Below are 13,633 nucleotides of genomic sequence, written 5' to 3' on the forward strand. Positions count from 1 at the left end.
CGACTACAAAAAGCCGCTGGGGGCTGCGCTCGCCTGGCGCCCATAACTTATCCACAGGCGTTCTCCAGCAGGATGCGGCCGCTGGAGCAGGCGGCGGTGTCATTGCGATAGGCGAAGTAGAGTTTGCCGCGCTCATGATCGAAGCGCAGGTGCAATTGCACCTGGTCGCCGGGGCGCACCAGTTGCTGGAACTTCAGCACTTCCATGCCGGCAAAGCGCCCCGGCAGATCGAGCAACTGCTGGCCCAGCGCCAATGCCCAGTCCACCTGGACCACGCCCGGCAGCACCGGGGTCTGGGGGAAGTGGCCACTGAAGTAGGCCAGGTCCGGTGGGATCGCCAGTTGCAGGCTCCATTCGCCGTCGGCCTCGAGCTGTTCCAGCACTTCCGGCGCCCGTGGGCGCGGGGCCAGCAGCAGGGCTTCGATGTCGGCCTGGGGCAGCTTGCCCTGGCTGTTCAGGGGCAACTGGCGCAGCAGGCGCCAGCGGCGCGGCAGCGCCAGGGCCTCGCAATGCTGGCTCAGGTGCTGGCGCAGCGCTTGGGTGAGGGCCCTGCGACCCTGATTGCGCAAGGCGTGCAGGCCTTGTTCGCTGAGGACCAGCAGCGCGCCGAGGGAAGCGCGGTTTTCCCGGACCACCCCAAGGCGCGCTTCGGCGACCCAGGCATGCTCGGCCAGGGCCTGTTCCAGCATCGGCAGGGAAATGCGTTTTTCTTCCAGCTTGACGATCCGGTCCAGACGCCCGAGCAGCTCGAAACGCCCATCGGCGGCGATGCGCGCGGCATCGGCGGTGTGTTCGACATGCCCGGTCGGCAGGTAGGGCGAGGCGATCAGCAGGGCGCCGTCGCTGTCCTGGCTCAGCTCGACCCCGGCGAAGGCTTGCCACAGGCTGTCGCCCTGGCGCCAGGCGATGCCGCCGGTTTCCGAGCTACCGAGGATTTCCGTTGGCCATTGTCCAAGACGCTGGTGCAGGCCTTGCGCGGCGTCGGCAGGCAGCGCGCCGCCAGAGGAAAACACCCGGCGCACCGGGCTCAGGGCCGGCCAGTCGAGGTTGTCGCCCATGCGCTTGAGCAAGGCCGGGCTGGCGACCCAGGCAAAGGCCGGGTGTTCGCGGCTGGCGCGCTGCAGGTCTTCCGGGAACGGCAATTGCCGACGGACGAAGGTGCGCCCGGCGCAGAGCGGCCAGAGCACACGGAACAGCAGGCCGTAGATATGTTGGGTGGCGACGCTGCCGATGATGCAGGCCTGGCCCAATCCCTCGCCCCACAGTTGCTCCAGGGCCTCGACTTCGTTGGCCAGCTGGCGCAGGGATTTGTCGATGCGCTTGGGTTCGCCGCTGGAGCCGGAGGTGCACAGGCTCAGGCGGCAGCCGTCGAGATCAAGTTCGACGGCGGGCAATGGCGGCTGGTCGAAGTCGGCCAAGTGGGCATCGCCCGGCTGGTCGGTCAGCCACAGATCGACCTGGGTCGCCCAGCGTTGCCGGGTCTGCGGTTGCAGGTCGGCGGGCAGCAGTACGCTGACCCCGGCGCGCCAGGCACCGAGCAGGGCGATGGCCAGTTCGGCTGCATCTTCCAGGTGCAGGGCCAGGCGCTGTACGCCCCTGGCCTGCAAACCCGCGGCCAGGCTCAGGGCCTGGTGCCGCAGGTGGCTGTGATCGAGTGCCGGTTCGAGCGTGACGGCCCGTTCCGGCAACGACTTGAGCAGCAGTTGCTCAAGCTTTATCCAATTCATGCGCGGCCTCGTACGCGTTGTCGTAACAGCCATTCAATGGCAAACAGCAAACCCATCAACCCGTAGGAGATCAGGCCGTTGTACAACGTCCACCAGCTCAGCGGCGCCCATAGGGTCAGGGCCGCGGCGAGCAATCCGTTACAGAGGAAAAACACACTCCAGGCGACAGTCACCTGGCGGGTATAGCGAATCGCCTTTTCCGGCAGCGCAGGCTCGCTGAGGCGAGCCAGGCGTTCAGCCACCGGCGGGCCGTATTTCAGGCTCAGGCCGAACAGCGTGAGCATGAAGCCGCTGATCAGCACCGGGTACCAGCGCAGCAACAGCGGGTTATCGAATAGCGCCAGCAGCAGGCAGAAGACCAGGGCGGCGCCCGCCATCCACAGGCTGCCGGGACGCCGTTCGCCGGTCAGCGCCCGGGCCAGCCACAGGCCGCCGAGCAATAGGCCGAACTGCCAGGGAGCGAAATGCTCCATGCCGAAATACACCGCAAAGGGATACAACAGGCCCGCCAGCAGCAGGCCAAGGCCGATCAGCCGGCTCATGCGGCCGGCTGGACCAGACGGTATACCGCCTCGACCACGTCATTGACGGTACGCACCGACTTGAATTCCTCGGCGGCGATTTTCTTGCCGGTCTTGCGCTTGATGTGATCGATCAGGTCGACGGCGTCGATGCTGTCGATTTCCAGGTCCTGATACAGATTGGATTCCAGGCTTACGCGTTCCGGTTCCAGTTCGAAGAGTTCCACCAGGGCATCACGCAGGGTGTTGAAGATGTCGTCACGAGTTTGCATGGTCCGGTCTCAAGCTGCCTGTTTTGCAGTGACGAACGCCGCAAGGCTCGCCACGTTGGTGAAGTGATTGCGGGTGTCCTTGGCGTCGGCGTCGATCTTGATGCCGTAGCGTTTCTGGATCGCCAGGCCCAGCTCCAGGGCGTCGACCGAGTCCAGGCCCAGGCCTTCACCGAAGAGCGTCTGCTCGTTGCCGATGTCTTGCACGCTGATGTCTTCGAGGCCCAGGGCATCGATGATCAGCATTTTAATTTCCTGGTGCAGATCGCTCATCTTCGGCGAGCTCCTTAATGAAGTAGTGATGCAAATAATCGTTGAGCTTGCGCGAGGCCTGCGGCGCGGGGCCTTGGGCGGCAAAGGCATACGGGTCTATATCGGCTCCGACGCGAAAACTGAAGTGCACGCGGCGCATCGGGATGCGATACCAGGGTTCGGCCTTGGTCAGGGTGGTCGGGCTGACCTTGATCACCACCGGGGTGATGATTCTCGCACCCCGCAAGGCGATTGCCGCGCCCCCCCGATGAAAGGCCGGCGCCTGGCCCGGCTGGGTTCGGGTGCCCTCGGGGAAGATCACCAGGGTCTGGCCGTTGCGCAGGGCTTCGCCGGCGGCGTCGAGCATGTCCATGCTGCCGTCGTTGCTGATGTATTCGGCTTCGCGTATCGGGCCGCGAGTGAACGGGTTCTGCCACAGGCTCTGCTTGACCACGCAGTTGGCGTTGCGCACCAGGCCGATGAGAAAGACCACGTCGATCAGCGATGGGTGGTTGGCAATGATCATTTGTCCGGGGCGGCCGAGCTTTTGTGCGCCTTCGACTTCATAGGTCAGCACGCCGCTGCGGGCCATGAAACGGATGAACAGCCAGAACAGCCGGCCGATGGTACGACGCGCGCGCTGGCGATGCGCTTCGGCGTCGCCGGGCAGGCAGGCGAGCAGCGGGAAAATCACCAGGCGCAGGCACAGGCCACCGAGGCCGAACAAGGCGAAGCTTGCCGCGGTGGCGATCAGACGCCAGTAGTAGGCGTCGCGGGGCTTTGTATTTACAGGTTGCGTTGCCAGTTCCATACACGGTTCTTCCAGGCATGTTGGCAAAAGGTTTGCTCGCCGAGCAGGGTACGCAAGAGATTCAGGGCATGGGGCCACTCGGCGCGCGGCGCTCCCTCGGTGGCGGTGCCGAGCGTCAGTTGCCACTGCTGGCCGGGGGTCAGCAACAGGCCGACCGCATAGGGGAAGGGCACGTCGTCGATCCAGGTGGCATAGGCGGCGGGCGGCTGCTCTTCGGTGACCACCAGCAGCACCGCCGGGGCGCCTTCCTCAAGCAGCGCCGCGGCCTCTAGCATGCCGTGTTCGAGGCCGTCGCCGGCAGCGGCGAGGGCGGTCATTTCGCTGGTTTCGCCACGCATGATCGACCACAGGCCGATCACCGCGTTGTGCACCGAGAGGCTGAACTGGGTCGGGGACAACGGCTGGTCGGCCGCCAGGTCGCTGAGGATGTCGAAGGTGCGCGGCGTTTCGCCATGCCGGGAAATAAAGACCAACGGTAGCTGTTCCAGGCCTTCGGCCAGCGGCCAGCCCACGCTGAAGGCCATGCGCGCCAGACGGCTGAGGCGCCGGCGCTGCATGGCCGGTAGAAACGACACGTCCGGGGCCGCATCACTGCTCTGGAGCACGACCGGTTGTCGGCTCCAGGCCTGCCAATCGTCCACGCTTTCGAGCCCAGGGGCCCACGCGCGCCATTGGGCGATGTTGAAGTTGATCACTTGAAAATTCATCCCGCCCCTGCGGGCTTACTTGACGTGGTCAGGCGTTTCGATCGCAGACTCACCTGGCACGGAGCTACAGCCGAGTGGCGCGCATTATCCCGGTGTGACTGGCTTGTAGCAAACATTGGTTATGTTTTGTCCAGTGAAAGTGACAAATCTGATAGCTGGAAAATGACAAATCCGACAGATGAAAAGTGTCATTTGGCCATTATCGGAGAGTGCAGGTCGGGAGCACGGAGACTTTACAAGAAAGCCTAGGCCGATTCTGGCCGCTGGAACTGGTTTGGCGGTCTGCCGTCAGCGAGGTAGCGAAGCGGCGGTACTGGCTACTACACTCGGTGATCTTTGATGCAGGGAGGTTCTGACATGCGGCGCGTGGTGTTCAATCAGAAAGGGGGAGTCGGCAAGTCGAGCATTGCCTGCAATCTGGCGGCCGTAAGCGCCAGCGAGGGGTATCGCACGTTGCTGGTGGACCTGGATGCCCAGGCCAACTCCACTCAATACCTCACCGGCCTGACCGGCGACGACATCCCCATGGGGATCGCCGACTTCTTCAAGCAGACCCTGTCTTCCGGACCGTTCTCGAAGAAGAACCAGGTCGATATCTACGAAACGCCGTTCGACAACCTGCATGTGGTGACGGCCACCGCCGAGCTGGCGGATCTGCAGCCCAAGCTTGAGGCGAAGCACAAGATCAACAAGCTGCGCAAACTGCTGGACGAGTTGGCCGAGGACTACGACCGGATCTACCTGGACACCCCGCCAGCCTTGAATTTCTATGCGGTTTCGGCGCTGATTGCCGCCGATCGCGTATTGATTCCTTTCGACTGCGACAGCTTTTCCCGTCAGGCGCTGTACGGCCTGCTGGCGGAAATCGAAGAACTCAGGGACGACCATAACGAGGATTTGCAGGTCGAAGGCATCGTGGTCAACCAGTTCCAGGCTCGCGCCAGCCTGCCCCAGCAAATGCTCGATGAACTGATCGCCGAGGGCCTGCCGGTATTGCCGGTGTACCTGGCCAGTTCGGTGCGCATGCGCGAATCCCACCAGGCCAGCCTGCCGCTGATCCACCTCGACCCCCGGCACAAGCTGACCCAGCAGTTCGTCGACCTACACAACCTGCTGGAAAGCGCCTGACCTTCTTCCTAGGGTTCAAGGCACTTTTGAAATAGCGGTCAGATGCCCTGGCTGCGCAGCCAGCTCATCAGTTGCGGTAACGGGAAGGCGCCACTCTGGCGTGCCACTTCCCGTCCGTTCTTGAACAGAATCAGGCTCGGGATCGAGCGAATTCCCAACTGCGCCGACAATTGCTGGTTGGCCTCACTGTCGAGCTTGGCCAGCCGGCACTTGCCTGCCAATTGCGCCGCCGCCTGCTCGAACACCGGCGCGAAGGATTTGCACGGCCCGCACCAATCCGCCCAGACATCCACCAGCAACGGCAGGTCGCCCTTGATCTGGCTGGAATAGTCGCCTTGTTTCAGCTCGAAAGGCTGGTTCAGCAATACCTGGCCTTTGCAGCGTCCGCATTTGGGCTGGTCGCCCAGGCGCTCGGCGGGGATGCGGTTGAGGCCGTTGCAGTGAGGGCAGGGGATTAGCAGTGGATCGGACATGAGGGGGCTCCAGGAGAGTGGGCGATGGGCGTTATCTGGAGTCTGGCGCGGGGTTTATCAAGCGAGGGGCGGGTCTGTTGCATTCCTTCATACATCTTTGAGCTGCGTGGCGGCTGGCGAATCTAGGCTGAAACGGAGCCGCGGGTTTATGCCGTTGGTCTGTTCAGGCGCATAGCAACTTGCTATGGCGCGCTTCCGACACTACCGTCTATAGCAATATGCGATAGGGACATTGCATGCATATCATCACCGCCAAACGAATCTGGGAGGCCAAGAGCCGCTGGCCACAATCGGCCAATGCTCTGGAAACCTGGTACAGAAAAGTCAAAAGCCTCAATCCGGTCGATTTTGCAGCCATCAAGGCGGTATTTCCGGCCACCGACAAAGTGGGGGCGTTTCACGTCTTCGATATTGGTGGCAACAAGTTACGAATCATCGCCGTGGTGCGTTATGAAGTACGACGTCTCTATATCAGGCACGTGCTGGACCATCACGAATACGACAAAGGCAGGTGGAAGGAGGAAACCAGATGAACGTTCTGGTGAAGCAGGCGGCGGATCATTGGCATTTCGTGGCGCCTGTGTTGCGTAAACCCAAGACCGAAGCCGATTACGATGCATTGGTCGCGGCGCTGGATGAACTGCTGGATCTCATGGGAGAGGACGAGAACCATCCAGTGACTTCGTTGGTGGACATCATCGGCGACTGGATCGAAGCCTACGACGAAGAGCATCGACCGATGCCGATAGCCAGTGGTGTTGACGTCTTGCGCTCCCTGATGCGCGAACATGGCCTGACCCAGAGCGATCTGCCAGGCGTAGGCGCGCAGTCGGTGGTTTCCGAAGTGCTGAGCGGCAAGCGCCAGCTCAACCTGCGGCAGATCCGCTGGCTGGCCGAGCGCTTCGGTGTTTCGGCCGAGGTCTTTATCTGAGGGTCAGGACGAGCAACTGATTTCCAGGTGCTTGCCCCATTCGGGCGGTCGTTCGGCGTAGCTGTCCATGCCGGCCTGTTGTTCGAACGGCTTGCTCAGTACCGCGTGCAGGCGGCGCACCTCGGAGTAATCCCCTTGTTCGGCGGCGTCGATAGCCTTCTGTGCCAGGTAATTGCGCAGGATGTACAGCGGGTTGACGGCGTGCATGCGTTCCCGGCGCAACTCCTGACCCTGGACCGGATCACGGGCGACCCGGGCCTTGTACAGATCGGCCCAGGCATCGAAGCCCTGGCGGTCGACGAAGTCGTCGCGCAGCCGGGCCACGGCCAGTTCCGTCGACTCATCCCCCAGGTGGCGGAAGAACAGGCTGTAGTCAACACCGCTGCCCTGCATCAGTTGCAGCAGCCGTTCCACCAGCTTCTGATCCTCGTCTTCGGCGCTGGTCAGGCCGAGGCGGCGGCGCATCAGGTCCAGGTAATGGGCCTGGAACAACGGCAGGAACAGGCCGAGGGTTTCCCGCAGGGCCTCGACACTGATGAAAGGCGTCAGCGCCTGGGCCAGGGCGCTGAGGTTCCACTGGCCGATCGGCACCTGGTTGCTGAACGAGTAGCGCCCCTGGTCATCGGAATGGTTGCAGATGAAATGCGCATCGAAATCGTCGAGGAAGGCGAATGGCCCGAAGTCGAAGGTCACGCCGAGGATCGACATGTTGTCGGTGTTCATCACCCCGTGGCAGAAACCGTAGGCCTGCCATTTGGCGATCAGTTCGGCATTGCGCTCGACCACTTCGCGGAACATCGCCAGGTAAGGTTCCGGCTGCTCCAGGCACGCGGGAAAGTGCATGGCCAGCACGTGCTCGCCCAGCTGTTTCTGCTGCTCGGGGCGTTTTGTGTAATAGAAGTATTCGAAGTGGCCGAAGCGGACATGGCTGGGCGACATGCGCAGCAGCATCGCCGCGCGCTCCTGTTTCTCGCGCCAGACCGGGGTGTCGGAGCCGATCACGCACAGCGCCCGGGTGGTTGGAATACCCAGGGCGTGCAGCGCCTCGGAAGCCAGGAACTCGCGGATCGACGAACGCAGTACGGCGCGGCCATCGCCCATGCGCGAGTAGGGGGTCTGGCCGGCGCCCTTGAGGTGCAGGTCCCAGTGCTCGCCGGCGGCGTTGTACACCTCGCCCAGCAGCAAGCCGCGACCATCGCCCAACTGAGGGTTATAGGAGCCGAACTGATGCCCGGAATAAACCATCGCCCGGGGCTCCGCTTCGGCCCACAGCTTGTGCCCGCCGAACAGTTCGGCGAACACCGGGCTTTGCGCGACCTCGGGGTCCAGGTCCAGCAGCGCCATGGCCGCCGGGCTGGCCACCACCAGGCGTGGGCGGTCGATCGGCTCGGGCAGTACATGGGTTGAGAACGCATCGCCCAGGCGGGCGAAGCGATTGTCGAAGGTCAGTTCGTCGAGGGCTTTCAACGGCCATCTCCAGCAGAATGTCCGAGCATTCTGCTAGGGATAGCGTCCTTAGTCGAGCCTGCTGGGAGGCGGTTCCTGCAGCGGTTTGCCGTCGGGCAGCGGAACAATGGTCTTGGTCTCCGGCTCGATGGGCACCATCTTGTATTCCTGGCCATGGAGGTTCTTCAGGTAGACCTCCATCTGGCGGAACGAGATGTTGATGTGCTGCTTCTTGAACTCGCGGTTGATGAAGCGGTTGACCTCGTCGAGCACCGGGTTGCGGTCCCCCAGCTCGCGCACATGCATGCGCAGTTCGTGGTCCAGGGTGCTTTCGCCGAAGTTGAGGAAGTACACATGGGGCTCGGGTTCTTTCAGTACCCGCGGGTTATCGCGGGCCGCCTTGAGCAGCAGTTCCTTGACCAGGTCCAGGTCCGAGCCATAGTCGACGCCGAGCTTGAGGGTCACCCGGGTGACGGTGTCGGTCAGCGACCAGTTGATCAGTTGCCCGGTGATGAAGGTCTGGTTCGGGACGATGATGTCCTTGCGATCGAAGTCGGTGATGGTGGTGGCGCGGATGCGGATCTTGCTCACCGTGCCCGACAGGTTGCCAATGGTGATGGTGTCGCCGATGCGCACCGGCCGCTCGAACAGGATGATGATGCCGGAGATGAAGTTGGCGAAGATCGCCTGCATGCCGAAGCCCAGGCCCACCGACAGCGCAGCCACCAGCCACTGCAACTTGTCCCAGCTGACGCCGAGGGTCGACAGGGTCGAGACGAAGCCGACGCCGGCAATCACATAGGACAGCAGCGTGGTGGTCGCGTAGGCGCTGCCCTGGGCCAGGTTCAGCCTGGACAGCACCAGCACCTCCAGCAGCCCCGGCAGGTTGCGCGCCAGGGCGAAGGTGATGCCGACGATGATCAGCGCGCCGAGCATGTCGCCGATGCTGATGGGCACCATGCTCATGTTGGCGCCGGTGCCGCTGGTGTATTCGTAGAGGGTGATGTTGTCCAGGTAGGAGAACACGCTGATCAGGTCGGACCAGACCCAGTACAGCCCGGCGATGAAACCACCGAGCAGGGCCAGGCGGATCAGGCGCAGGGACTGTTCGTTGACCTTCTCGATGTCCAGGGTCGGCTCTTCGACCACCGCTTCGCCGTCGCCGCTTTCCTTGGCGGCCTGGCGTTTGGCCAGGGCACGCTGGTAGGCCAGGCGCCGGGCGGCGACGCTCAGTCCGCGGACGAAAGTGGCTTCGATCACCAGCCAGAACATCAGCAGGTACAGGGTATTGATCAGGCGGTCGCTGAGCTTCAGCGCGGTGTAGTAGTAGCCGAAGCACACCGCGATGAACAAGGCGATCGGCAGCGCGGTGAAGAGCACCGCCACCGCCTTGCGGAACAGCGAGGCGTTCTGGTGCGTCGGACTGCTCAGCAGCAGGCGGCTGAGCAGCCAGGCCATCAGGGCGTAGCAGGTCAGGACTACGGCGATGCCGAGCACGTCATCGGCCAGCGCCGCCGGTTGATGTTCGGCCACGGCGACCACGGCCACCAGGGCCATGACCACCAGCCCGAGGCGGCGGATCCAGCCCTGGAGGAACTCGACCTGGGGCTTTTCCCAGCGAAAGTGCAGTTCCGCCACGCCGCCGGGGGCGAGGATCCGGTAGGCGGTATAGAACACCAGCCAGGCCTGGGCCATCTGCAACAGCGCCGCGCCGAGGTTGGCGTTCTGTCCGCGGGCGTCGATCTGCAAGGCCAGGCCGCACAGCGCCAGGCCGAGGGCGACCGGCATCGCCAGCAGGATGTTGACCAGGATCGCCTGCGGCGTGTGCCATTGGCTGTCGCGCTTGAAGTGACCGATGTCCTTGTGAACCTTGGTCAGGCGCAGGTACAGGTTCTTGCGCCGCCACAGCAGGGCCGCGATCAGGAGCAGCAATGGCAGGAACAGCAGCGGCCGTTGCGCCAGGCCGTCGGCCAGCTCGCTCAGGCTGGACGACCAGGGCAGGGTGGTGACCTGTTTTTCCAGGCGCAGCGGTATGGTTTGCAGCCATTCGGCATCCAGCGGCTTGTTGCTGGGAATCCAGAACATCTGTTCGTCGAGGGTCGCGCGCAGGCTTTGCGAGGTGCTCAGCAGTTGCTTCTGATTGAGCTGCAGGGTGATGGATTCGTTGAGCAGGGCGCTCAGCTCGCGGCTCAGGCGTTCCAGCAGGTCGGCACGGGTGATGGCCAGGTCCAGCAGGGTTTTGCGCAGCTGCGGGGTGATTTGCTCGGACGGCTGGGTGGCCAGCAGGTTATCGACATAGCCGCTGGGGCTGCTGATCAGCTCGCGTTGCTGGTTGACCTCGAACTGATACAGGCGGATGTCGGCGATCTGGTCCGCCAGGTCGCGGTCGAGCCGCAGGTGCGGCAGCGCCTGCTTCTGTTTATAGAGGATCTTCGACAGCAGCAGGCTGCCCTTGAGCACGCTGATCTGCTCGTCCAGCGCGGCATCGCTCTGGGTCACGCTGTCGAGTTGCTGCTTGGTCTGCAGGTTCTGCTGGGTCAGCTCATTGAGGCGGTCGGTGCTTTTGAGCAGGTAGTCGGAGAGCTTCAGGTTGGCCGCGCTTTCAGTGGCCAGGAGGCTGCTGCTGCCGGCCTTTTGCGCTTCGATCGATTGCTGGGTGACGGTTTCCTGGGACTGGGCCAGGCGCTTCTGGTTGATCAGGGTCTGCAGGTCCTGGATTTCCTGCTCCAGGCGCGCGGTCTTTTCCATCAGCAGGTCGTGCTGGCTGTTGCCCAGGTCCTGCAGTTGGCTGTTGCCGGCCAGCTCCTGGCGGCGCAACGGGATCAGCGCGTTGATCGCCGCCAGTTCGGCATTGAGCTGATTGCGCTGGTCGGCGTTGATCGGCTTGCCGGAGTCCTTGCCGTTCTTGAGGATCGTATTGATCTGCTGGGTGCGGGTCTGGCTGCTGCTGATCTCGGCCTGGGCGCGTTCGGGGCGGGTCTGCGCGGTAATGGCCAGGCTGTTGGCCTCGGCCAGGGCTTTCTGCATGTCACCCTGCTGGGTGGTGCGTTCGGTCAGCAGTTGTTCGAGCTGCGACACCGGCAGGTTGGCGTAGCGCTGGGCCACCGGCACCACCTTGGTGGCTTTCAGGCGGGTCAGCTCGCGCTGGTTTTCGCTGGTCTGGCGCGGGGCATTGCTCAGCTGCTGCTTGAGGTCGTTCAGGCGCTGTTCGTAATCCTGCTTGTTCGACAGCAGGGTCAGCGTCTGTTGCAGCACCGCTTGCAGGGCCTTTTGATCGGCCTCAGGCAATTTGCGCTCGGCGATTTTATCCAGGCTCTGCTGGACGGACTCGGCACTGGGCGGCTCGGCCGCTTGCAGTGGGCCGACAGAAAGGCTCAGGCCCAGCAGGGCAATGGCGAAAAGGGTACGCAGGGTTGGCATAGAGACCGGTCAAGCTGGATGAGAAGTTAGGCAGTTTAGAGGAAGAGTCCGGGGCCCGGGCGACTTCCTTCGGGGAATCTGACGCCCACTTTGCTGATCTTGTTCCCCTCCATCACGGCAACCGTCCAGATGGTGTTGTTCCATTCCACCTGGTCACCGACCACTGGAGCACCCCCCACTTTCTGGGTGATGAAGCGGCTCAACGGCATGTCCGGATCGAGCCCTTCGAGCTTGAGCCCGTACAGCGCCGAAACCGCGCCCAGCTGGGCGTCGCCTTCGAGAACGAAGTCGCCGAAGAAGCGCAGATCGAGGCCCCGTTGCGGCGCCTGGCTGAAGAGTTTTCCAAGGGCCGGCAGGTTGTGTTCATGGCCGATGACGCAGAGCAAATCGTCGGCTTCCAGCACCGTACTACCCGACGGATGGAGCAGTTGCTGGTGACGAAACAGGGCAGCGATACGGGTGCCTTCGGGCATTTTCAGCTCGCGCAACGCCGCGCCGATGCACCATTTTTCCGCGCCGAGGCGGTAGACGAACAGCTCCCATTCGCTGGTGACATGCACCTCCAGGGCGGCGCGGGAGATCGGCGCCGGCTCCGGTGGCACCGTGACTTTCAGCAGCTTGGCGACCCACGGCAGGCTGGTGCCTTGCACCAGCAGGGACACCAGCACGATAAAGAAGGCCAGGTTGAAGTACAGCTGGGCCTCGGGCAGCCCGGCCATCAACGGGAACACCGCGAGAATGATCGGTACCGCGCCGCGCAGGCCGACCCAGGAAATAAAGGCTTTCTCACGGCCGTGGAAGGCCTTGAACGGCAACAGGCCGACCATCACCGACAGCGGGCGGGCGAACAGGATCATCCACAGCGCCAGGCCCAGCGCCGGCAGGGCGATGGGCAACAGGTCGTGGGGCGTGACCAGCAGGCCCAGCACCAGGAACATGCCGATCTGCGACAGCCAGGCCATGCCGTCGAGCATATGCAGGATGCCGTGCCGGCTGCGCACCGGGCGGTTGCCGATCACCAGGCCGCACAGGTACACCGCGAGGAACCCGCTGCCGTGCAGGGCGTTGGTCAGGGCGAAGACCACCAGGCCGCCGGCGATCACCAGGATCGGGTACAGGCCGGTGGCCAGGTTGATGCGGTTCACCAGTTGCAGCATCAGCCAGCCGCCGCTCAGGCCGATCAGGCCGCCGATGCCGAACTCGCGCAGCAGATGCCCCAGCAGGCTCCAGTGCAGGCCGGTCTGGCCGCTGGCGAGCATGTCGATCAGGGTCACGGTGAGGAACACCGCCATCGGATCGTTACTGCCCGACTCGATCTCCAGGCTGGCGGTGACCCGTTCGTTCAGGCCCTTGCCGCCCAGCAGCGAGAACACCGCCGCGGCGTCGGTGGAGCCGACGATGGCGCCGATCAGCAGGCCCTGGATCAGGTTCAGGTCGAACAGCCAGGCGGCCGCCATGCCGGTCAGGCCGGTGGTGATCATCACGCCGACGGTGGCCAGCGACAAGGCGGGCCACAAGGCCACGCGAAAGCTCGAGACCCGGGTGCGCAGGCCGCCGTCGAGAAGGATCACCGCGAGTGCGAGGTTACCCACCAGGTAAGCCGTCGGATAGTTGTTGAAGATGATGCCGCCACCGTCGACGCCGGCGGCCATGCCCACGGCCAGGATGATCACCAGGATCGGGATACCGAGGCGGGACGAAAGGGAACTCACCAGAATGCTCGCACCTACCAGCAACGCGCCGATCAAGAACAGGCTGTTGATGGTCGTCGCATTCAAAGGCAGTACTCCAGAAGCAGAAAGGCGGGCACAAACTGACCATGCAGTCTGCGTGCCAGCGATTCTAACCTGTTGAAATACGATGCTGTCAAAAAGCTTTTGCGCTTGTTTACAGGCGGCGGAAAAGCGTCGCCTGGCACCGGCCACCGACGGACTTCATGGCGTTCCGT

The 13,633-nt window shown here is 63.4% G+C and carries 13 protein-coding genes; 3 read left to right on the forward strand and 10 right to left on the reverse strand.

Annotated elements, in window-relative coordinates; all coding sequences use genetic code 11:
• Positions 1 to 47: 47 nt before the first annotated feature.
• From BM019_RS17480 to BM019_RS17505, 6 genes are read right to left on the reverse strand one after another with little or no spacing between them, the layout of a single operon-like run.
• Positions 48 to 1,727: an acyl-CoA synthetase family protein gene (locus BM019_RS17480; RefSeq protein WP_092419043.1), complete on the reverse strand. Its 1,680-nt coding sequence runs from the start codon at positions 1,725 to 1,727 to the stop codon at positions 48 to 50.
• Entirely contained in the window at positions 1,724 to 2,269 is a 546-nt protein-coding gene (locus tag BM019_RS17485; protein WP_062823888.1) for a COG4648 family protein, read from the reverse strand. Before BM019_RS17485 ends, BM019_RS17480 begins: the two co-directional genes overlap by 4 nt.
• Positions 2,266 to 2,520, reverse strand: a complete 255-nt coding sequence (locus BM019_RS17490; protein ID WP_007926835.1) for an acyl carrier protein — start codon at positions 2,518 to 2,520, stop codon at positions 2,266 to 2,268. The genes BM019_RS17485 and BM019_RS17490 overlap by 4 nt, the downstream gene beginning before the upstream one ends.
• Before the next feature lie 9 nt (positions 2,521 to 2,529).
• Positions 2,530 to 2,790: a phosphopantetheine-binding protein gene (locus tag BM019_RS17495; protein WP_007926834.1), complete on the reverse strand. Its 261-nt coding sequence runs from the start codon at positions 2,788 to 2,790 to the stop codon at positions 2,530 to 2,532.
• Positions 2,765 to 3,580, reverse strand: a complete 816-nt coding sequence (locus BM019_RS17500; protein WP_062823887.1) for a lysophospholipid acyltransferase family protein — start codon at positions 3,578 to 3,580, stop codon at positions 2,765 to 2,767. The genes BM019_RS17495 and BM019_RS17500 overlap by 26 nt, the downstream gene beginning before the upstream one ends.
• Positions 3,556 to 4,287, reverse strand: a complete 732-nt coding sequence (locus BM019_RS17505) for a beta-ketoacyl synthase chain length factor (protein WP_037004440.1) — start codon at positions 4,285 to 4,287, stop codon at positions 3,556 to 3,558. The genes BM019_RS17500 and BM019_RS17505 overlap by 25 nt, the downstream gene beginning before the upstream one ends.
• Before the next feature lie 357 nt (positions 4,288 to 4,644).
• Between BM019_RS17505 and BM019_RS17510 the strand changes: the two genes are divergently transcribed.
• Positions 4,645 to 5,415, forward strand: a complete 771-nt coding sequence (locus BM019_RS17510) for a ParA family protein (RefSeq protein WP_009041850.1) — start codon at positions 4,645 to 4,647, stop codon at positions 5,413 to 5,415.
• A gap of 38 nt (positions 5,416 to 5,453) precedes the next feature.
• Here the strand turns inward: BM019_RS17510 and trxC are convergent, their stop codons facing one another.
• Entirely contained in the window at positions 5,454 to 5,888 is a 435-nt protein-coding gene (gene trxC / locus BM019_RS17515) for a thioredoxin TrxC (protein WP_062823885.1), read from the reverse strand.
• Positions 5,889 to 6,124: 236 nt separating this feature from the next.
• Between trxC and BM019_RS17520 the strand changes: the two genes are divergently transcribed.
• Positions 6,125 to 6,421, forward strand: a complete 297-nt coding sequence (locus BM019_RS17520) for a type II toxin-antitoxin system HigB family toxin (protein WP_092419045.1) — start codon at positions 6,125 to 6,127, stop codon at positions 6,419 to 6,421.
• Positions 6,418 to 6,819 (forward strand): helix-turn-helix domain-containing protein, encoded by a 402-nt coding sequence (locus tag BM019_RS17525; protein ID WP_009041852.1) that lies wholly within the window; start codon positions 6,418 to 6,420, stop codon positions 6,817 to 6,819. Before BM019_RS17520 ends, BM019_RS17525 begins: the two co-directional genes overlap by 4 nt.
• A gap of 3 nt (positions 6,820 to 6,822) precedes the next feature.
• Here the strand turns inward: BM019_RS17525 and BM019_RS17530 are convergent, their stop codons facing one another.
• From BM019_RS17530 to BM019_RS17540, 3 genes are read right to left on the reverse strand one after another with little or no spacing between them, the layout of a single operon-like run.
• Positions 6,823 to 8,286, reverse strand: coding sequence for a protein adenylyltransferase SelO (locus BM019_RS17530; protein WP_092419047.1), 1,464 nt, complete (start codon positions 8,284 to 8,286; stop codon positions 6,823 to 6,825).
• A gap of 48 nt (positions 8,287 to 8,334) precedes the next feature.
• Positions 8,335 to 11,685, reverse strand: coding sequence for a mechanosensitive channel MscK (mscK, locus tag BM019_RS17535; protein WP_092419049.1), 3,351 nt, complete (start codon positions 11,683 to 11,685; stop codon positions 8,335 to 8,337).
• A gap of 35 nt (positions 11,686 to 11,720) precedes the next feature.
• A complete protein-coding gene (locus BM019_RS17540) occupies positions 11,721 to 13,463 on the reverse strand; it encodes a potassium/proton antiporter (RefSeq protein WP_007926822.1) in 1,743 nt (580 codons plus the stop codon).
• Positions 13,464 to 13,633: the final 170 nt, after the last annotated feature.

Origin of the sequence: Pseudomonas sp. NFPP07, assembly GCF_900115645.1 — a bacterium.
Classification (GTDB): Bacteria; Pseudomonadota; Gammaproteobacteria; order Pseudomonadales; family Pseudomonadaceae; genus Aquipseudomonas; species Aquipseudomonas chlororaphis.